General features: G+C 68.9%; 14 protein-coding genes. 7 read left to right on the forward strand and 7 right to left on the reverse strand.

From position 1 onward, the window contains the following. Nucleotides 1–20: 20 nt before the first annotated feature. The 6 genes from ACZ5MC_RS05990 to ACZ5MC_RS06015 form a co-directional block, all read right to left on the reverse strand. Nucleotides 21–1,403, reverse strand: coding sequence for a diaminopimelate decarboxylase family protein (locus ACZ5MC_RS05990; RefSeq protein WP_306599409.1), 1,383 nt, complete (start codon nt 1,401–1,403; stop codon nt 21–23). After that, the gene (gene iadA, locus ACZ5MC_RS05995) at nt 1,400–2,563 is read right to left on the reverse strand and encodes a beta-aspartyl-peptidase (protein WP_464517293.1); all 1,164 of its coding nucleotides are present in this window, start codon (nt 2,561–2,563) and stop codon (nt 1,400–1,402) included. The genes ACZ5MC_RS05990 and iadA overlap by 4 nt, the downstream gene beginning before the upstream one ends. Nucleotides 2,564–2,583: 20 nt before the next feature. Next, nucleotides 2,584–4,047 (reverse strand): M14 family zinc carboxypeptidase, encoded by a 1,464-nt coding sequence (locus tag ACZ5MC_RS06000; protein ID WP_306599411.1) that lies wholly within the window; start codon nt 4,045–4,047, stop codon nt 2,584–2,586. Nucleotide 4,048: 1 nt separating this feature from the next. After that, nucleotides 4,049–4,870, reverse strand: coding sequence for a cyanophycinase (locus ACZ5MC_RS06005; protein WP_306599412.1), 822 nt, complete (start codon nt 4,868–4,870; stop codon nt 4,049–4,051). A 72-nt stretch (nt 4,871–4,942) separates the two neighbouring features. Next, nucleotides 4,943–7,693 carry a TonB-dependent receptor gene (locus tag ACZ5MC_RS06010; protein WP_306599413.1) on the reverse strand — a complete coding sequence of 917 codons (2,751 nt, stop codon included), beginning with the start codon at nt 7,691–7,693 and terminating at the stop codon, nt 4,943–4,945. A 265-nt stretch (nt 7,694–7,958) separates the two neighbouring features. Beyond that, nucleotides 7,959–9,449 (reverse strand): amidohydrolase family protein, encoded by a 1,491-nt coding sequence (locus ACZ5MC_RS06015; RefSeq protein ID WP_306599414.1) that lies wholly within the window; start codon nt 9,447–9,449, stop codon nt 7,959–7,961. 351 nt (nt 9,450–9,800) lie between these two features. Here ACZ5MC_RS06015 and ACZ5MC_RS06020 point away from each other — a divergent pair, with 351 nt between their 5' ends. The 7 genes from ACZ5MC_RS06020 to ACZ5MC_RS06050 all read left to right on the forward strand — a co-directional run bounded on the left by ACZ5MC_RS06020 (nt 9,801) and on the right by ACZ5MC_RS06050 (nt 18,187). Beyond that, complete coding sequence (locus ACZ5MC_RS06020) at nt 9,801–11,357, forward strand: ABC transporter ATP-binding protein (RefSeq protein ID WP_306599415.1); 1,557 nt, start codon at nt 9,801–9,803, stop codon at nt 11,355–11,357. Then, nucleotides 11,347–12,405, forward strand: coding sequence for an ABC transporter permease (locus ACZ5MC_RS06025; protein WP_306599416.1), 1,059 nt, complete (start codon nt 11,347–11,349; stop codon nt 12,403–12,405). Before ACZ5MC_RS06020 ends, ACZ5MC_RS06025 begins: the two co-directional genes overlap by 11 nt. Before the next feature lie 9 nt (nt 12,406–12,414). Next, nucleotides 12,415–13,347, forward strand: coding sequence for an ABC transporter permease (locus ACZ5MC_RS06030; protein WP_306599417.1), 933 nt, complete (start codon nt 12,415–12,417; stop codon nt 13,345–13,347). Nucleotides 13,348–13,388: 41 nt separating this feature from the next. Next, nucleotides 13,389–14,489 carry a BMP family ABC transporter substrate-binding protein gene (locus tag ACZ5MC_RS06035; protein WP_306599418.1) on the forward strand — a complete coding sequence of 367 codons (1,101 nt, stop codon included), beginning with the start codon at nt 13,389–13,391 and terminating at the stop codon, nt 14,487–14,489. A gap of 113 nt (nt 14,490–14,602) precedes the next feature. Further along, a complete protein-coding gene (locus ACZ5MC_RS06040) occupies nt 14,603–16,843 on the forward strand; it encodes a xanthine dehydrogenase family protein molybdopterin-binding subunit (RefSeq protein ID WP_464517294.1) in 2,241 nt (746 codons plus the stop codon). Further along, the gene (locus ACZ5MC_RS06045; protein WP_306599420.1) at nt 16,836–17,315 is read left to right on the forward strand and encodes a (2Fe-2S)-binding protein; all 480 of its coding nucleotides are present in this window, start codon (nt 16,836–16,838) and stop codon (nt 17,313–17,315) included. Before ACZ5MC_RS06040 ends, ACZ5MC_RS06045 begins: the two co-directional genes overlap by 8 nt. After that, nucleotides 17,312–18,187, forward strand: a complete 876-nt coding sequence (locus tag ACZ5MC_RS06050; protein ID WP_464517295.1) for an FAD binding domain-containing protein — start codon at nt 17,312–17,314, stop codon at nt 18,185–18,187. The genes ACZ5MC_RS06045 and ACZ5MC_RS06050 overlap by 4 nt, the downstream gene beginning before the upstream one ends. Nucleotides 18,188–18,191: 4 nt before the next feature. Here ACZ5MC_RS06050 and ACZ5MC_RS06055 read toward each other — a convergent pair whose 3' ends face one another. Continuing rightward, nucleotides 18,192–19,661, reverse strand: coding sequence for an aminotransferase-like domain-containing protein (locus ACZ5MC_RS06055; protein ID WP_306599422.1), 1,470 nt, complete (start codon nt 19,659–19,661; stop codon nt 18,192–18,194). Between the last annotated feature and the right edge of the window lie 22 nt (nt 19,662–19,683).

Raw genomic sequence — 19,683 nt, forward strand, 5'->3', positions numbered from 1 at the left:
GCCGGCCTTTCGGCTCGCGGTCAGGCGAACAGATCCTCGTACCGGTCCCGCCGCGTCATCACCGTCACGTCCCCGTCCCCATGCACCAACACCCGAGGCGGCCGCGGATAGGCGTTCGCGTTGCTCGCCAAGAAGTGGGCCGTGTAGGCGCCGGTGTCGCGGATCAGCAGCGTGTCGCCGCGCCGGGGGCGCCGCCTCAGGCGGGTCTGGAACCTCGCCAGCAGGTCGCCCGAGAAGCAGAGGTTGCCGGCCACGAACGTCTCGAAGGGCTCCGGGTCGTCGGCGCCCTCCAGCACGTCCCAGCGGTTTGGGAGGCCCTCCAGCATCGCGTCGGCGTGGTTCAGGACGCCCATCTCCACGGTGACCAGGTTGTGGGCGCCCGCGGCCCTGCGCACGTGGGCGACGCGGCAGAGGGTGACCCCGGCGTCCTCGGCGATGGCGCGGCCCGGTTCCACCAGGAGTTCGGGGGCGTCCAGGGACTCCAGGGCCTTCAGGGTGCCCAGGGTCTCGCCGTCCACGGTGACCTCGCCCTTCAGGACGGCTTCGAGCATCCGCTCCTTGGGCCAGGGGGAGAAATAGGCCTCGCCGTGCCAGGCGCCGCCAGCGTCCATGCCGGCCGTGCCCAGGTTCCAGCTGAACCCGTCCCGGGCGGCGGTGCGCCGGCGCAGCTCGTCCCAGGCCGCCTCCTCCAGGTAGTTGACGGGAAAGCCACCGCCCAGGTTCAGGATGGGGCAGGCGCCGGTGCGGTCCTTGAGCACCCGGCCCAGTTCCACCATGCGTCCCAGGACGGCCAGGTAGGGCTCGGGCCGGGTGATCTGGGAGCCGATGTGGGTGTGGAAGCCCAGGAAGCGCACCGATGGGAAGCTGCCCAGGCTCTCCAGGACGAGCGGGACCTCCCCCAGGGGGATGCCGAACTTGGACCAGAGGCCGGCCGTGAAGATGTCGTCCCCCGTCACCCGGCCCAGGTCGAAGCCGGAGAGTCGTAGGAGGACCCTCGCGCGCCGGTCCATGCCCCGGGCCGTGGCCTCCACCAGGGCCAGTTCCTCTGCGGAGTCGGCCACGATGAGCATCCTCGAGCCGATGGCCTCCCGGATGAGTTCGTCCTCCTTGCAGTTGCCGTTGAGGTCCAGGGTGCGCGGGTCCATGCCGGCCTGCAGGGCCATGCGGGTCTCGAAGGGGGAGGCCACGTCCGCCCCGGCCCCCTCGGCGCGGATGGCGGCGAGCAGGACGGGGTGGGCGGAGGCCTTCACGGCGTACCGCAGGGCGCCCCGGGGATAGAGGTCCCGGAAGACCCGGGCGAAGGCCCGCACGTTCTCGCGGACCCGGGGCAGCCAGGTCAAGTGGAGGGGCAGGCCGTATTCGGCGATCCAGTCGCCGGCGGGCCGGCCCAGCAGTTCGGTCACTCGAAGGTTCCCTTGACCAGGACCTTGCGCGCCTTCATGAGGACGCGGCCCTTGGCGATCATGGTGTGGATGGTGAGGTCCCGGGGGTCCAGGAGCACGATGTCGGCGTCCATGCCCGGGGCCAGCGCTCCCTTGCCCTGGAGCTTGAAGATGCGCGCGGGGTTGGAGGTGATGACCCGCAGGGCGGTGGCCAGGGGGATGTCCTCCTTCAGGACCGCGTCGCGCACCTCCGGGAACAGGCTCGTGACCCGGCCCACGCCCACGCCCTGGATGCGCCCGTTGGCGTCGAAGTCGGGCAGGCTGCCCTGGCCGTCGGAGGTGAAGGTGATGTGGCCGGGGTCCACGCCGGCGTCCAGCATGCGCCGGAGGCCCTCCGAGGGCTTGATCTCGCCGGCCTCGACGAAGGCGGGGACGGTGGAGGTGGTGAAGTCCACGAAGCCCCCCGAGAGGGCGTAGGCGGTGCCCTCCTCGAAGAGGGAGGGGTTGCGGTTGATGTGGGTGGGCAGGAACTGGCGGGCCGGGATCTCGGTCTCCAGGAGCAGCCGCCTCAGGTACTCCAGGCCGCGCCGGCCGTCGCCCAGGTGGATGTTCACCACCCCGGCCTTGCCGGAGAGGATGCCGCCGCGGCGGGTCTCCCCGGCGAGCTGGGCGAAGGCCTCGAAGGTGGGCTGGGAGGAGCGGTGGTCGCTCAGGGCGACCTCGCCCACGCCCAGGATCTTCTCGATGCACAGGAGGTCCCCCTCGATGGTGCCCGTGAGGGTGCGCACCGGCACCGCATAGTGGCCGGTGAGGGCGAAGGTGGTGATGCCTTCGGCTTCGAGTCCCTGGGCCTTGGCCAGCAGGCCCGCCATCGTGCGGGTGACCCCGTCGGTGCCCAGGCAGCCCACGATGGTGGTCACGCCGCCCATGACGGCGTCGGACAGGACCAGTTCCGGCGTTCGCGTGGCCGGACCTCCCTCGCCGCCGCCGCCCATGATGTGGACGTGGCCGTCGATGAAGCCGGGCACGGCGATGAGGTTCCGGGCGTCGATGACGTCGCAGTAGCGGCGGGGGATCCGGATGTCCGGATGCATGCGCAGGATCTTTCCCCCGCCGGCGAGCAGGTCGCACCGGCCTTCGGGGGAAGGGGAATGGATTTCGGCGTTCTTGATGAGGAGCATCGTGCGACTCCAGGGTCCGGCTAGAAGGCTCGCCAGACCGGAAGGGTACCATCGGGCAGGGCCAGGGTGCTGAAATCCCGGTAGCTGTAGAGCCCGTACAGGAGGCAGGGTTCGAGGATGCCGATGGCGCAGCGCGCCAGGGGCTGGTCGAGGGGCACCACGAGGGAGCCCTCCGGGAAGGCGTGGCCGGAGACGGGGTCCCGGGCCACGATCTGGCGGTTCTCATAGCGGCCGTAGAGATCGTCGTAGCCGGCCTCCACCCGGAGGAGGCGGCACCGCTCGGCCTGGATGGGGGCGGCGCCGGTCCTGGCGTAGCGGATCCCGTGGCGGTCCAGGAGGGCCTTGAAGGTTTCTGCGGCCGCGGCGTCGATGACGTAGGCCCTGGGGGTGGGGACGCTTCCCTTCACCACCAGGTCGGTCATGAGGCCGGGGGAGGGGATGTCCAGCACCTTGCCCGTGGCGCGCTCCGTCACCTTCACGACGGGAGCCCGTCCATCCAGGCTGGCCCAGAAGAAGTTCGTGGGCAGGTAGGCCGGGAGGGGCTCCCTGCGGGCGGCTTCGCACAGGGCCTCCACCTTCCGCCGGGAGGCGGCGGTGCCCAGCAGGTGCCGGTAGAGCCGGGTGTAGGCGTCGGCGCGGGCCGGGAGGTCCTGGGGCGCGCCGGGCTGGCGCCGGGTGCCGGCCTCGATGATGAAGGAGAGGGTGCCCATGCAGCCCAGGCTGTTGCGGCCGTCGTCCACCTCGGTGGTGGAAGGGCGGATCTCGTCCAGGGGGGGCAGGCCGCCCACGGTGTAGCGCGTGTAGGCGTAGCCGGCCTTCGCCATGACGGGCCGGGCGGATTCCACCCGGGCCAGGGCCTCCCTGCGCAGCGCCGCGGGGATCCAGGGGACGTTCAGGCCGTCCATGGTGATCAGCGGCCAGCAGTCCCAGCCCTTGGCGTCCCAGTCCTTGCCGTCCCGGGTGAACTCGTGGCTGTCCACGGCCAGGTGGGGGAGGATGCGCCGGGCCACGGCGTGGAGGGCGCGGGTCTCCGGCTGCAGGAGGCGGATGTGGTCCCGGTTCAGGTCGGCCCCGGCGCCGTTGGTGCGCCGCCCGGCCTCGGCCCCGTCGGGGTTCATCATGGGCATGAGGTAGAGGTCCACGTCCTCCGGCAGGAGGGCGGGCTTTTCCGCGATGGCCCGGATCAGGCAGAGCTGGGCATCCTTGCCGGAGATCTCGTTGCCGTGCTGCTGGGCGTAGAAGAGGACCTTGAAGCGGGCCTTGGCGCCGCCCCGGTTCAGGCGCACCAGGCGGATGGCGCGGCCTTCGACGCTGCGGCCCTCCTCGGTGACCGTGATGAGGCCCGGCTTCGCCACCTCCGCCAGGAAGGCCTCCATGTCCGCGTAGGAGATGGAGGCCTTCAGGCGGAGGGGATCGGCGGGGACGCGCTGCTCCCCGGGGGCGGCCATCAGGGTCGAGGCGAGGAGGAAGGGGAGGAGGCGCATGTCAGGGCTTCACCTTCCGGGTGGCCAGATCGATCGTGCCGCCCTTGCGGAGGAAGTGGAGCGTCAGGCCGGTGAAGCCGCCGTTCTTCAGCTGCATGCCCCTGGAGTCGAAGACCAGGACGCCGCTGGCGCCGTGCACCGTGCCCACGCCCTTGCGCACCACCAGCGCGGTGGTCTCGTCCACGCCGATGGCCAGGACGCCGGGGAAGGTCATGCCGATGCTGAGCAGGCGGTTCTCGCGGCCCCGCTTGATGAAGTGCTGGTCGATGACCACGTCGGGGGGCAGGAAACCCATGCCTTCGCGGGTGATGTAGGCCTTGGGCCCCATCTCGCGAAGTTCCAGTTTTCCGAAGATGTCCTCGCCCACGAGCATGATCTTCGACATGATGGCGGCGCCCGCGCTGGTGCCGCCCACGACGGCGCCGTCCTGGTACTTGTCCTTGATGAGCTTGTGGAGCGGCGTCCCAACGATCTTGTCGCCCACCAGGGCCTGGTCCCCGCCGGAGAACCAGAACCCCGTGCAGCGCGCGGCGGCCTCGAGCATGGCCGGGGTGGAGGAATCCTCGCGCTTGCGCACGTCCAGGGGCACCAGGGTGATGCCGTGGGGGGGAAGGGTCTCCTTCCAGTCCTTGAGTTCCCCCTCGGGGTCCGAGGTGGCGGTGGGGATGATTCCGATGATTCCTCCCCGCCCGCCGGCGCCCTTCAGGAAGGCGTCCATGATGTCGGGCGTGGTGCCGTGGCCGCCCACGATGACCAGGGTTCCCTTGGGAGCGGCCGCGCCCAGGAGGCACGTCAGGAGGAGGAGGCAGAGACTGCGGAGCATGACTTCCTTTCGGCGAGGCCGCGGGCGGGGGGTCCGGAGACCCGCCGCGCCGCGCCCGTTCTTCGGATCGGACTAGAAATTATAGCGGGCACCCAGCTGGAGGCGTCGGCCCGCATCGAGGGTGGAGGGATACTTGTAGTCGACGTAGACTCCGGAGGTGTCGCTGGTGCTGGAGTTCGCCCGGGTGATGTAGCTGGTGGCGGACTGGCGGTTCAGCACGTTGAGGACCTCGACGAAGACCTCCATGCGGGCCTTCTTGGTGAAGTTGAACATCTGGGTGACGCGCAGGTCCAGGAGGGTGCGGCTGGGATAGGTCTGGCTGCCCAGGGGCTCGAGGTTCACGGCGTAGCGGGTGCCGTTGTAGGAGTCGGTGCGGTAGGTGGGCGTCCAGTGGGTGCCGCTCAGGTAGGTGAACGTGCCGGAAACGCGCATGTTCCACGGAAGCTCGTACATCCCCCGGGCCTTGAACTCGTTGTCGTTGACGCCCGGCAGGTTCCCGTAGGAGTTGGTCTGGAGGTTGGGGTTGTAGTAGACCTTGTCGTAGCTGTCCGCGCGCTGGATGTTGCCCTTGAGGGAAGCGTGGGTGTAGCTCATGTTCACGCTCCAGGCATTCGCCAGGATCCGGTCCAGGGTGACGGTGACGGCCTCGTACTTGCGCTTGGCACTGTCGTCGTTCTTGGTGACGTAGTTGTGGCTCTCGAGGCTGAAGTCCAGGGCGGCGTCGTAGTAGGTGCCGGGCTTCCAGATGTTGATGTTCTGGTGGTTCAGGGGGTTCACGAAGACGTTGTAGGCGCCCTTGGGGTCGACGCCCTGGTCGGTGCGGACCAGGCTGTCCTTGAAGTCGCGCGACACATAGGAGGCGCTGGCGCTCCAGAGGGTGCCGAGCTTCTGGTCGAGGGAGACCGTGGTCTCGATCGTGTAGGGCTGGCGGGCGTTGGGGTCCACCGCGGTGATGTCGTTCACGCGCCGGTACTCGTAGTTGTCCGCGGTGCCTGGGGTGTAGTCGGGCCAGTTCTTGGGGTCGAGGACGCTGTCGATGACCGGGTAGTTGCCCCAGCTGTAGTACCGCTTCATGGGGATGGCGGACTGGATGGCGCGGTCGATGAAGTAGGTGGAGTAGCCCGCGTAGTACTTGCCCCAGTGGGCCTTCAGCATGGTCTTCTGGTCCGCCGTGACGGCGTAGGCCAGGCCCAGGCGCGGAGCGTAGGTGTTCTTGTTCCAGAGGGTCTCGCCGCCGTAGAAGCGGGCTTTGAACTGCTCGAAGCGCACGCCGGGGCTGATGGTGAGGCGGTCGTTGACGTGCCAGGTGTCCTGGGCGAAGGCGGCGAGGCGGTCCACGCGCTGGCGCACGTTCCAGCCCCCGCCCTGGATGAGATAGTCGCCGTCCAGTTCCAGGGTGCCGTCGTTATACTCGTAGATCGTCGCGTTGAGGTTCAAGTTGCCGGGGAAGCGCTCCAGCTCCTCGTCCGACGCCTGTTCGCGCTCGATGCCGAAGCGGAAGGCGTGGCTGTCGCCGGGGGTGAACAGGCCGGTCTTGAACCAGTCGAAGGTGGCCTGCACCGTGGCCCTGGACCGGTAGTTGAAGTCCTCGTAGGTGGAGTTGTTGAAGAACTCCCGGGCCGGCTTGTTGGGGTCGTACTTCCAGAGGTCGGCGGTGTCCAGGCTGAGCGCGTTGCCGCCGTAGCCGGGCATGTCGTAGCGGCCGGAGTAGCCGAAGGCCTTGACGGTCAGGACCTTGTCCGAGCCCATGGTCTGGGTCCAGGTGAGGCTGAAGGAGCGGTTCGGGGCGGATTCCTTCTGGGTGGCGATGGGCATGGTGTACTTGTCGATGTAGCGCCGGTCCCGGCCCACGTAGTCGTGCTCGGCCAGGAACTCGATGGTGGTGCTGGTCGTGGGGGCCCAGGTGAGCTTGGCCAGGGCCATGACCTTCTGGTCGCGTTCGGGAAGCTCGGCGCCCGTGGGGGTGCTCTGGATCTCGGACCGCTCGGCGGAGACGAAGAACCACAGCTTGTCCTTGATGATGGGGCCGCCCACGCTGGCGGCCACGTCCCAGTTCTTGGAGGGGAGGATGTTCTTGTCCTCGGGCGGCAGGTCGGGGTGGTTGGCGTTGATTCGGGCCTGCCATTTGGAATCTGCGTAGTAGGCGCTTACCGTGCCTTCGAAGGTGTTGCCGCCGCGCTTGACCAGGCCGTTGACGAAGCCGCCCATGTAGCCGCCGAATTCGGCGTTGGCGCCCAGGCCGGCCACCTGCACTTCGGAGAACCAGTCGATGTTGGGGTAGATCCACACCGTGCCGCCGGAGGGATCGCTGATGTTCACGCCGTCCATCATGTAGGCGTTCTCGCCCGAGTAGCCGCCCCAGGCCCTGTTCCCGTTGACGCCGGGGGTCAGGTCCATGATGGCGGTGATCGTGCGGTCCACGGGCAGGGTGGCCAGGGCCGCGGTGTCGAAGTTCTGGGTCTGGCCCACCGCGGCGTCGTCGACGCGGGCGGAGGTGGCCACCACCTCCACCGTGGCGCCGGCGTTGGCGGCCGGCAGCCGCCAGTTCACCGTGGCGGTGCGGCCCAGCTCCAGGAGGGCGGTCTGGGTCTGGGTCATCAGGCCCTTGGCCGACACGGCGATCCTGAAGGTGCCGGGAGGAAGGGCCGCGAAGCGGTAGAGGCCGTTCTCGGCGCTGACCGTGGACCTCTCGCCGCCGATCATGGTGGCGGAATTGATGCGGACCAGGGCGCCGGCCACGGGCTTGCCGGAGGCGTCCTTGATCACGCCGCTGAGGGCCGACGTGGAGCTGGTCTGCGCCACCAGGGCGGTGGGGACAGCCACGAGTGCGAATGCAAAAAGGGTAAGGGACCCACGAGATCTCGGCACAGAGCCTCCTTTGGCTGTTGATTGGTGACTGAAAGAATAATTTCCATTCACGTGAAATCAAGAAAAAAAGTTACATGATTTCAAAATCGAGAAACTATTTTTCAAGTCATCTATTTTCAGCTTTTAGCAATGAGATTGAGACTCTGTATTTTGTTGCTTTCGGGTCACGGTTTTCAACAAGCGACAGACATGTAAAAAAAACTTCATTTCCGGCGCCCCGTCAGCCGTGGGCGCCGGTTCCCGTCACTTCCGGCGCCCCGTCCCGGTAGTCCGCGAACCACTCCGAGAGGGCCTGGACCTGGGCGAGGATGGCCTCCGGACGGGTGCCGTCCCGCCACGGGAGGAGCTGCCCGTCCAGCTTCAGCACCGCGCCGTGGGCCACCACCGTATCCACCTCCGAGCCGTCCGCGGCCCAGATGAGGTTCTCCGTGACGTTGTCCAGGCGGGTGGGGACCATGTTGGGCCGGGCCAGATCGACGAGCACCCAGTCCGCCTGCCGCCCCGGGGCCAGCTCGCCCTGGTTGAGGCGCAGGATCTGGTTGGGGGCGACCGTGATCATCTCCATCAGCTGCTGGGAGGGCAGGAGGGTGGCGTCCTGGTGCAGGGCCTTCTGGTACTGGGAGGCCAGGCGCGCCGCGGCGAGGATGTTCTGGTTGTCGGCGGAGCCGGAACCGTCCGTGGAGATGGCGACGCGCACGCCGGCCTTGAGCATGTCGATGAGGGGGGGCATGCCCGAGCCGAGGATGGTGTTGGCCAGCGGGTTGTGCACCACCGCGGCGCCGCTGCGGGCGATGAGCTCGATGTCCCGCGGGCCGCAGTTCACCTGATGGGCCAGGACGGTGCCTTCGTCCAGGATGCCGATCTCCTGGAAGTACTCCACCGGCGTGAGGCCGGGCTCGATGGATTCCGTGAACCACTTCGTGGTGCGCGGCTCCTCGGAACTGTGGATGTGGAAGAGGGTCCCGTGGTCCCGGGCCCAGGCCTTCTGGGGCACGAGCACGGCCCGGCTGTTGGAGAAGCACTGGTCGGGCCCGGGCACGAAGCGGGTGCGCTCGCACCCGGCCTGGATCTCCAGGGCCTTCTCCAGGCGCGCGACGGCGTCGCCGGGCCGGTCCAGGAGCTCCCTGGCGTAGAACCGGTCCTGGCCGCCCACCGCCACGATCATGGTGGTGCCCGCGGCCTCGTTGGCCTGGGCGATGTCCTCCAGGTGGTACTTGTTCCAGTTGCAGTGGTGGACCATGGAGGCGGTGATGCCGTAGTGGATGTCGCACAGGCGCGCCATGCGGTAGGTGGCCGCCTGGGGGGTGCAGCCCAGGCGCTCGCGGAGCTCCTCCCTCCGGGCGTTGAGGAAGCCCGTGAAGGGGTTCACGGCGTGGTCGAGCCAGGCGGTGAGGGGCTCGTCCCGGGCGATCCCGATGAGGGGCTGCTCGTGGTCGTGGCCGTGGGCCTTCACGAAGGCGGGGAGCAGGACCATGTCCTGCATGGGCACTGGGTCGCCGGAGGGCACCTCCCGCCGGGTGTGCAGGACGCGCAGGCGGGTGCCCCAGGTATCGGCCAGGCGCCTGCCCACGGCCGGGTCGTAGGGGCCGGCCTCGAGGATCTCCCCGTTCCGGGCGAGGACGTAGCCGTCGTGGATCCGGAGGGACCGGTCCGGTGCGGCCAGGGGGAGCATGAAGCGGCAGCGGCAGACGAGGAGGTTGGGCTCGTTCATGGGGGCTCCTGGCGGCGGAAGGGGTGTGACTGCTGTCATTTTCCGGGTGGGCGTGTTGATTTTAATATTGGTAATGATAAGGTTATAGACACGGTGCGACGGCTGGGGAAACCTGGGCGGTTCATGACTGAAAATATTTTGACACGATGGTCTCTTTTTTGTTTATCCTCACTTCCATACCGCGTCCAGTGACTCTTTCTCTTCCTGCCCTGCCTTGAAACGACCTCTCGGTCATAATTTAAGGCAACGCCATTGGGTTGGTGAAATAATCAATTAATACGGCGATCCTCCCGCAGCTCGGGACTCGCCCGGAAGTTGCCGGACCGAACGTCAGCCTGTGTGGGATCACCAATGCCGAACGCGCAATCCGAGACACCGCGGCTAGTCATCAAGGGGGTCAGCAAGATCTACCCCTCGGTCATCGCCAACGACAACGTCGACCTGACGATCATGCCCGGGGAGATCCGGGCCGTCCTGGGCGAGAACGGGGCGGGCAAGTCGACCCTGATGAAGATCATCTATGGCGTCACCCGCCCGGACAAGGGCGAGATCCTCTGGGAGGGCAGGCCGGTGTCGGTGCAGAACCCCGCCCATGCCCGGGAACTGGGCATCGGGATGGTGTTCCAGCACTTCTCCCTCTTCGAGACCCTCACGGTGGCCCAGAACGTGGCCCTGGCCGTCCCCGGCAGGCTCGACCTGGCCGGGCTCTCCAGGCGGATCGAGGAGATCTCGGAGAAGTACGGGCTGCCGGTGGACCCGCGCAGGCTGGTGCACGCCCTTAGCGTCGGCGAGCGCCAGCGGGTGGAGATCATCCGCTGCCTGCTGCAGAACCCCCGCCTGCTCATCCTGGACGAGCCCACTTCCGTGCTGACGCCCCAGGCGGTGCGCAAGCTCTTCGAGACGCTGCGCCAGCTGGCCTCGGAAGGGGTCAGCATCCTCTACATCAGCCACAAGCTGGACGAGATCCAGGAGCTGTGCCACACCGCCACGGTGCTGCGCAACGGCCGGGTGACGGGCCACTGCACCCCCTCCCAGGAGACCCCGAAGACCATGGCCCGCCTGATGATCGGCGAGGACCTGCCCACCTTCCGGCACGGGGAGCCCGAGGAGGGCCGGGAGGTGCGCCTGCGCATCGACGGCCTCACCGTCAAGTCCGACGACCCCTTCGGCGTGGACCTCAAGGACATCCGCCTGGAAGTCCACAGCGGCGAGATCGTGGGCATCGCCGGCGTCTCGGGCAACGGCCAGCAGGAGCTGCTCCGGGCCATCTCCGGCGAGGAGCCGGTGCTGGACAAGCGCTGGATCCACGTCTGCGGCGTGCCCGCGGGCCGCATGAACGCCTCCAGGCGCCGGGCCCTGGGCATGTGCTTCGTGCCCGAGGAGCGCCTGGGCCGGGGCGCGGTGCCGCGCCTCTCCCTGACGGACAACGTGCTGCTCACCGCCTTCCGCCGGAAGATGGTGCGCTTCGGCATGATCCGCCGCAAGGCGGCCAAGAGCTTCGCCGACGACTGCATCCGGCTGTTCGACGTCAAGTGCGGCGGGGCGGGGAGCGAGGCCAAGTCCCTGTCCGGCGGCAACCTCCAGAAGTTCATCGTGGGCCGGGAGATCCTCCAGGAGCCCAAGGTCCTGGTGCTGGCCCAGCCCACCTGGGGCGTGGACGTGGGCGCGGCCTCCTTCATCCGGCAGCAGCTGCTCGGCCTCCGGGAGACCGGCACCGCCGTCCTGGTGATCTCCGAGGAGCTGGACGAACTGTTCGAGATCTGCGACCGCCTCGTGGTGATCGCCAAGGGCCGCCTTTCGCCTTCCAAGGCCACCTCGGACACGGGCGTGGAGGAAGTGGGCGTCTGGATGAGCGGAATGTGGCCGGACGCGGAACCCGCCAAGGATGAGGCGCCTCATGTGGCTTAAGTTCGAACAGCGTCCCGAACCCTCCCGGCTCATGCGCTACCTGTCCCCGCTCCTCGCGGTGGGCCTGATGGTGGCCTCGGGCATGCTCCTCTTCCACCTCCTGGGCAAGAGCCCGGTCGAGGGGTTCAAGGTCTTCTTCCTGAACCCCATCCAGGACAAGTACGGCATCGCCGAGCTGTTCCTGAAGGCCACGCCCCTCATCCTCTGCGCGGTGGGCCTGGCGGTGGGCTTCCGGGGCAACATCTGGAACATCGGCGCCGAGGGCCAGCTGCTCATCGGCGCCCTGGCCGGGGGAGGCCTGGCCCTCCACTTCCACGACACCAGCAGCCTTCTCCTGCTGCCGGCCATGATCATCGCCGGGGCCCTGGGCGGCATGTTCTGGGCCGCCATCCCGGCCTGGCTGAAGACGCGGTTCAACGCCAACGAGATCCTCACGAGCCTGATGCTGGTCTACATCGCCGAGCTGATCGTGTCCTGGCTGGTGCACGGCCCCTGGATGGACCCCGACGGGTTCAACTTCCCCCAGACCCGGCTGTTCCAGGCCAAGGCCACCATGCCCATCCTGGTGGCGGGCACCCGCGTGAACGCCGGACTCCTCATCGCCATCGGCGCGCTCATCGCGGGCTGGATCTTCATGAACCGCAGCTTCATGGGCTACCAGATGAAGGTCGCGGGCCAGGCGGAGAACGCCGGGCGCTACGCGGGCTTCTCGGCGCGGCGCACCGTGTGGATCGGCATGCTGGTGGGCGGGGCCATGGCCGGCATCGCGGGCGTGGCCGAGATCGCCGGTCCCGTGGGGCAGATCACCGAGCACATCTCGCCGGGGTACGGCTTCGCGGCCATGATCGTGGCCTTCGTGGGCCGCCTGGACCCCATCGGCATCTTCTTCTCCGGGCTCCTGATGGCCCTCCTCTACCTGGGCGGGGAGCAGGCCCAGCAGTACCTGGCCCTCCCCTACTCCATCTCGAAGGTGTTCCAGGGCCTGCTGCTGTTCTTCCTGCTCTGTTCGGACGTCTTCATCACCCATCGCATCCGCTGGAAGAAATAGGAGATCGTGATGCAGCCAAGTCTCCTTTCCTCCATCCTGTTCGCCACCATCGTGGCCGGCACCCCGCTGATCATCACCGCCGTGGGCGAGCTCGTCACGGAGAAGTCCGGCGTCCTGAACCTGGGCGCCGAGGGCATCATGTCCATGGGGGCCGTGGCCGCCTTCGCCGTCACCGTCCATACGGGCAATCCCATCCTGGGCATCCTGGCCGGCATGGTCGCGGGCATGGGCATGGGCCTCATCTTCGCCGTCGCGGCGCTGACCTTCATGGCCAACCAGGTCGCCTCCGGCCTGGCGCTGTCCATCTTCGGGGTGGGCCTTTCCGCCTTCATCGGCAAGCCCTACGAGTCCCAGACCCTGCCCAGCGTCGCCGCCTGGAACGTCCCGGGCCTGCACAAGATCCCCCTGCTGGGCCACGCGTTCTTCGAGCACCAGGGGCTGGTGTACTTCTCCTGGGCCCTCCTGGGCGCGGTGGCGTGGTTCCTGTACCGCAGCCGCCTTGGCCTCGTGCTGAGGGCGGTGGGCGAGGCCCCCGTGGCCGCTCATTCGGTCGGCTACAACGTGGTGCGGATCCGATACGTGGCTGTCATCTTCGGCGGCGCCATGGCCGGCATCGGCGGCGCCTTCCTGTCCGTCTTCTACACCCCGCTGTGGGTGGAGGGAATGGTGGCCGGCCGCGGCTGGATCGCATTGGCCCTGGTGGTTTTCGCCACCTGGCGGCCCGCGCGGGTGATGGTGGGCGCCTACCTGTTCGGTGGCTGCATGATCACCCAGATGTTCGTGCAGGGCTCCGGGATCCAGCTGAACATCCCGTCCCAATTCCTTTCGGCCCTGCCCTACGCGGCCACTATCATTGTCCTGGTCATCATCTCCCACAACAAGAACACCATCCGGCTCAATTCCCCCGCTTCGCTGGGCCAGCCCTTCAGTCCCGAAGCCTGAATTATTTCCCCCCCCCACCTCAATCCTTCTGGAGGAATCACATGAATTCCCGGAAAACCGTCGTGACCACCCTGGGCGGCCTGATCGCAGCCTCCGTCCTCGCCGCCGCGCCCCCCGCCGCCGCGCCCACCCAGGTAGGCTTCGTCTACGTCAGCCCGGTCGGGGACGCGGGCTGGACCTACCAGCACGACATCGGCCGCAAGGAGATGGAGAAGGCCCTGGCCGGCCAGGTCACCACCAAGTTCGTCGAGAACGTCCCCGAAGGCGCCGATGCCGAGCGCGTGGTCCGCGGCCTCATCACCGGCGGCGCCAAGATCGTCTTCACGACCTCCTTCGGCTACATGAACCCCACCGAGAAGGTCGCCAAGGCCTTCCCCGACAAGTTCTTCTTCCACGCCACCGGCTACAAGACCGGCCCCAACATGGGCATCTACAACGCCCGCTTCTATGAAGGCCGCTACCTGAACGGCGTCATCGCCGGCAAGATGACCAAGTCGAACATCGCGGGCTACGTCGCGGCGTTCCCCATCCCCGAGGTCATGCAGGGCATCAACGCCTTCACCCAGGGCATGCGCAGCGTCAACCCCAAGGCCGAAGTCCGCGTCATCTGGGTCAACTCCTGGTTCGATCCCGGCAAGGAGCGCGAAGCCGCCCTCACCCTGATCTCCCAGGGCGCCGACATGATCACGCACCACACCGACTCCACCGCCATCGTCCAGGCCGCCGAGGAGAAGCACAAGGAGAACAAGAACCTCTACGCCTTCTCCTACCACTCCGACATGAGCAAGTACGGCCCCACCGCCCAGCTCTCCGGCACCACGCACCACTGGGGCGCCTTCTACACCAAGACCGTCAAGGAGGTCCTGGCCGGCACCTGGAAGGGCACCAACGTCTGGGGCGGCTTCAAGGAGGGCATGATCAAGCTGGCCCCCCTCAACAAGGCCATCCCGGCCGACGTGAAGGCCCTGGTCGAGAAGGAGGAGAAGGCCATCGCCGCCGGCAAGCTGCATCCCTTCGCCGGCCCCGTGGTCGCGCAGGACGGCAAGGAGAAGGTCGCCAAGGGCAAGAACATGACCGACGCGGAGCTGGGCGCCATGGACTACTACGTCCAGGGCGTGGCTTCCACCCTCCCCAAGAAGTAGCCGCAACAAGCTGAATGGCCCGGCGGGCGCCGAGGGGATTGGCCTCTCGGCGCCCGCTGAGTCATACTGGACCCTGAAGATGAGTTTCAGGCGCAGGTTCCTGGGAGGTGGACGTGATCGGGGCTTCTACCATTCGCAAGGAGGGCCGGGGCAAGGTCATGGGCTCCGCCAGATACACGGATGACGTGGAGCTGCCCGGCTGCTTGCTAGGCATGACCGTCCGCTCCCGCTGCGCCCGGGGCGTGCTCAAGGGCATCACCTTCCTTGAAGGGGTCCCCTGGGACGAGATCACGGTGGTGACCGCCGCGGACATCCCCGGGAAGAACTTCGTCGCGGGCCATGTGGACGACCAGCCCTTCCTGGTGCCGGTGGGCGGCGTGATCGCCCACGCCGAGCAGCCCGTGCTCCTCCTGGCCCACGCGGACCGGTCCGTGGCCGAGAAGGCCCGGCGGCTGGTGAAGCTGGAGGTCGAGGAGCTCCCCCCGCTGCTCGACATCGAGGAGGCCCTGGCCTGCGCCCGGGTCATCCACGGCGAGCGCAACGTCCTCAAGGAGATCCGCATCGCCAAGGGCGACCCGGAGCCGGTCTGGGCGGGGGCCGCCCACGTCATCGAGGGGGTCTACCGCACCGGGGCCCAGGAGCAGCTCTACCTGGAGCCCAACGTCATGATCGGCACCGTGGAGCGGGGACCCGGGGGCCTCGAGGTCACCGTGTCGGGTTCGCTGCAGTGCCCCTACTACGTGCACGACGCCATGAAGCAGCTCTTCGGGATCCCCGGCGAGCAGGTGCGGGTGGTGGCCCTGGAGATGGGCGGCGCCTTCGGGGGCAAGGAGGACTACCCCTCCGTCATCGCCGGCCACGCCGCGCTGCTGGCCCTCAAGAGCGGCCGCCCCGTGAAGATCGCCTACGACCGCGAGGAGGACATGGCCGCCACCACCAAGCGCCATCCCTCGCGCACCCGCATCCGTTCGGCCTTCGACGCCCAGGGCCGCCTCCTGGCGCTGGACATCGACTTCGCCCTGGACGGCGGCGCCTTCACCACCCTGTCCCCCGTGGTGCTGAGCCGGGGCGCCCTGCACGCCGCGGGCGTCTACCGCTGCCCCCACGTGCGGATCCTGGCCCGCGCCGTGGCCACCAACACGCCGCCCTGCGGCGCCTTCCGGGGCTTCGGCGCCCCCCAGAGCCTGTTCGCCATCGAACGCCACATGGACGTCTGCGCGCTCCGCATGGGGATGGATCCCGTGGACCTCCGGCGCCTGAACTTCCTGCACCAGGGCGACACCATGGCCACGGGCCAGCTCATGCGGGACGAGCCGGGCCTGGACGGCCTCATGGACCGCGCCATGGAGGAGATCCACTACCGGGAGCTGCAGAAGGCCTACGCCGTCCGCAACGCCTGGGACGACCCCGTCAAGCGGGGCGTGGGGCTCTCCGTGTTCATGCACGGCTGCGGCTTCACCGGCAGCGGCGAGGCCACCATGGCCTCCGTGGCCGGGGTCGAGGGGCTGAAGGACGGCACCGTCGCCATCCTGGCGGCCTCCACCGAGATGGGCCAGGGCAAGAACACCGTGTTCTGCCAGATCGTGGCCGAGACCCTGGGCCTGCCGGTGGACATGGTGGACATGGCCGAGGTGGACACGATGTTCGTGCCCAACAGCGGCCCCACCGTCGCCTCCCGCAGCACCATGGTGGTCGGGCGCATCCTGGAGGACGCCGCCCGGGGCCTGCGCCTGGCGCTGGTGCAGGGCGGGTTCCTCGCCGAGCCCTACACGCCCGCGGAGTTCCGCGAGGCCATGCGGACCGCCCACGGCAGGCTCGGGTCCCTGAAGACCTACGGCCAGTACCGCGCCAACCCAGGCTTCTCCTGGGACGACAAGACCTACCAGGGCGACGCCTACCCCAACTTCTCCTGGGCCTGCTATGCGGCCGCGGTGGCCGTCGACCTGGTCACCTTCGAGGTCAAGGTGGAGGACTTCGCCACGGTCCAGGAGGTGGGCCGCGTGGTGAACCCGACGCTGGCCACCGGGCAGATCCAGGGCGGCGTGGCCCAGGGCATCGGCTGGGGGCTCTGGGAGGAGGTCACCTTCCGGGAAGGCCGCATGGCCAACAACCAGCTCACCAACTACATCATCCCCACGTCCGCCGACCTGCCCCACATCCGGGTGGCCTTCGTGGAGGGGGGGAGCCCCTTCGGCCCGGGCGGGGCCAAGGGCATCGGGGAACTGCCCATGGACGGCCCGGGCCCGGCCCTCCTCAACGCCCTGCGGGACGCCCTGGGCGACCTGCGCCTGGACGAGGTTCCCATGACCCCCGAACGGATCCTGAACCGCCTGGAGGAGGCCCGCCATGCCTGACACCATCCTGCTCACCCTCCAGGTCAACGGCGTGCGCCGCACGGTCGACACCCATCCCATGGCACGGCTCCTGGACGTGCTCCGCGACGGCCTGCGCCTCACCGGCACCAAGGAGGGCTGCGGCGAGGGCGAGTGCGGGGCCTGCACGGTCCTGCTCAACGGCCGCGTCGTGAACAGCTGCCTCATCCCGGCCCTGCAGGCCCAGGACGGGGTGGTGGTGACCGTCGAGGGCCTGGCCGAGGGGGACGACCTCTCGCCCATCCAGGACGCCTTCCTCACCCACAACGCCGCCCAGTGCGGCTTCTGCACGCCGGGGATGCTGATGGCCGCCGACGACCTGCTGCGCCGCTGCCCGAACCCGGACAAGGAGCAGGTCCAGGAGGGCCTGGCCGGGAACCTCTGCCGGTGCACCGGCTACTCCAAGATCGTGGACGCGGTGCGGTCCGTGGCCCGGCAGGGGGAGGGCCGATGAGATCCTTCCTTCCCGACTACGCCATCCAGGCGCCCGGAACCCTGGCCGAGGCCCTGCGCCTGATGGCCGCCGAGCCCGGCGCGTGGACCCCCATCGCCGGCGGCACCGACCTCATGGTGCTGTTCAACGCGGGCCGGCTCCAGGGCCGCAGGCTCCTGGACCTTTCCCGGATCTACGAGCTGCGCGGCATCGAGGACGACCCCGCTCGGCTCTCCCTCGGGTCCCTGATCACCTACACCGAGCTGCTCGAGCAGCGCGCCGTTCACCAGTTCTTCCCCAACCTGGTGAAGAGCGCCCGTGCCACGGGCGCCCTGGCCATCCAGAACCGCGGCACCCTGGGGGGCAACATCGTCAACGCCAGCCCCGCCGCCGACACCCCCCCGAGCCTCCTGGCCTACGGCGCCGAGGTGCAGCTGGTCTCGGTGCGGGGCTCGCGCTGGGTGGCCTACGACGCCTTCCACCTGGACTACAAGAAGATGGACCTGGCCCCCGACGAGCTGGTGGCGCGCATCCGCCTGCCCAAGCCCCAGGGCCGGGGCTTCCACTTCTACCGCAAGGTGGGCACGCGCCAGGCCCAGGCCATCTCGAAGGTCTGCCTCGCCGCCTACGCCCGCATCGAGGGCCGCGTGGTGGCCGAGCTGCGGGTGGGGCTGGGCTCCGTGGCCCCCGTGCCCCTGCGGGCGCGGCACGCCGAGGCGGTCGTGGCGGGCCGCGCGCTGGACGCGCTGCCCATCGAGGAGGCCCGCCGCGCGGTGCTGGAGGACATCTCCCCCATCGACGACATCCGCGCCTCCGCCCACTACCGGCAGGTGGTCACGGGCAACGTGCTGGCGCAGATGCTGACGGAGCTTGGCCGGGCCAGGACGGTCTGATCCCTCAACCCCGCACGTCCTTCAGGGCGAGCGCCATGCGCGCGCAGGCCTCGTTCTGCTCGTCCACGTCGTGGGCGGCGAAGCCCAGGCAGATCCAGGGGATCTCCCGGCGGTGGAAGTCGTAGAGGGAGCCGGGGTAGAAGACCACGCCCCGGGCCACGCAGCGCTCGGTCCACTTCGCCAGGGGGACGCTGTCGTCCACCCGGGCCCAGAGGGCCAGGCCCTCCTTGGGGTCCCGCACCTGCAGGGCGGGGTGGAGATGCAGGAGGAGGCGGTCCACCATGGTCTCGCGGCGCTCGTCGGCGAGCTTGCGGGTGCGGCGCAGGTGGCGGAGGACCTCGCCGTCCCGCAGGATCTCCTCGATGGTGGCCTCCTGCACCTGGTTCCCGGGCCAGTCCACCAGCTGGCGCTGCCGGGCCATCTCCTTGATGAGGTCGGCCGAGCCCGCCAGGAAGCCCACCTGGAGCCCCGGTGCCAGGATCTGCTCCAGGCCGCTGTAGTAGACGACGCGACCCTCGCGGTCCTCGCTGGCCAGGGGCAGGCTGGGGTTCTTCTCCCGGTGGAAGCCCAGCCAGGGGTCGGCCTCCAGGATGCGGAAGCCCCGGGTCCTGGAAAGCTCCAGGAGCCGCGCGCGCCCCGCGGCGTCCAGGCACGCCTGGGTGGGGTGCTGCGGGTTGGAGGACAGGCACAGGAGCCGGATGGGCTCCCGGCCCAGGAGCTCCTCCAGGGCGTCCAGGTCCAGTCCCCGGGGCCCCACGGGCACGGGATGGAGCCGGGCCCCCGCGGCCCGCAGGGCCTCGGCCACGCGGAAGAACCCGGGGTCCTCGACGGCCACCGCATCGCCGGGGCCGAAGAGGGTGCGGGCCACCAGGTTCAGGGTGGCCATGAGGCCGCGGGTGAGCACGAGGTTGCCGGGGTCCACGGAAAGCCCGCGCATGTCCCGGAGCATCTTGCAGAGCGACAGCCGAAGATCCAGGAGGCCCCGGGGGTCCCAGGCGGGCTGCAGGAGCCGGCCCGGGTGGAGCTTGAGCACCCTTCCGTAGGCGCGGTGGATGGCCGCGGTGGGCGCGTTGCGCAGGTCGGGCTGGTCGGGGATGAGGCGGAAGGTGTCCCGCTCGGGGGCGCCGGGCTGGAAGAACGCGTCCCCGGGGGTGGAGCGCCGCTTCCAGGAGGCCGAATCCACCGCCGAGATGCCGGGCTCCCCCTCCAGGTCCACGGGGAACTCCATGGCAACGAAGGTCCCCTTGTCGGGGGAGACCTCGATCCACCCCTCGGCTTCCAGCTCGCGGTATGCGGCCAGCGCCGTGTTGCGGTTCACCCCGAGCTGGTCCGCCAGGGCCCGGGTGCCGGGCAGGGCCTGGCCCGGCCGGAACCGGCCCTTGCGGATGCCTTCCACGACGGACCCCACCACCTGGAGGTAGAGGGGCTCGTCCTTGCTGCGGTCAAGTGTTATGGCTAGATCCCAGTCGACCAAGGGCGGGCTCCGGAAGGGACTC

This window comes from Mesoterricola sp. JemC181 (genome assembly GCF_055384585.1).

Bases quoted from the DNA above. Each gene is read 5' to 3' on its own strand.
- iadA (WP_464517293.1), bottom strand. From the start codon at position 2,563: ATGCTCCTCATCAAGAACGCCGAAATCCATTCCCCTTCCCCCGAAGGC.
- ACZ5MC_RS06000 (WP_306599411.1), bottom strand. From the start codon at position 4,047: ATGCGCCTCCTCCCCTTCCTCCTCGCCTCGACCCTGATGGCCGCCCCC.
- ACZ5MC_RS06005 (WP_306599412.1), bottom strand. From the start codon at position 4,870: ATGCTCCGCAGTCTCTGCCTCCTCCTCCTGACGTGCCTCCTGGGCGCG.
- ACZ5MC_RS06015 (WP_306599414.1), bottom strand. From the start codon at position 9,449: ATGAACGAGCCCAACCTCCTCGTCTGCCGCTGCCGCTTCATGCTCCCC.
- ACZ5MC_RS06020 (WP_306599415.1), top strand. From the start codon at position 9,801: ATGCCGAACGCGCAATCCGAGACACCGCGGCTAGTCATCAAGGGGGTC.
- ACZ5MC_RS06025 (WP_306599416.1), top strand. From the start codon at position 11,347: ATGTGGCTTAAGTTCGAACAGCGTCCCGAACCCTCCCGGCTCATGCGC.
- ACZ5MC_RS06030 (WP_306599417.1), top strand. From the start codon at position 12,415: ATGCAGCCAAGTCTCCTTTCCTCCATCCTGTTCGCCACCATCGTGGCC.
- ACZ5MC_RS06035 (WP_306599418.1), top strand. From the start codon at position 13,389: ATGAATTCCCGGAAAACCGTCGTGACCACCCTGGGCGGCCTGATCGCA.
- ACZ5MC_RS06045 (WP_306599420.1), top strand. From the start codon at position 16,836: ATGCCTGACACCATCCTGCTCACCCTCCAGGTCAACGGCGTGCGCCGC.
- ACZ5MC_RS06050 (WP_464517295.1), top strand. From the start codon at position 17,312: ATGAGATCCTTCCTTCCCGACTACGCCATCCAGGCGCCCGGAACCCTG.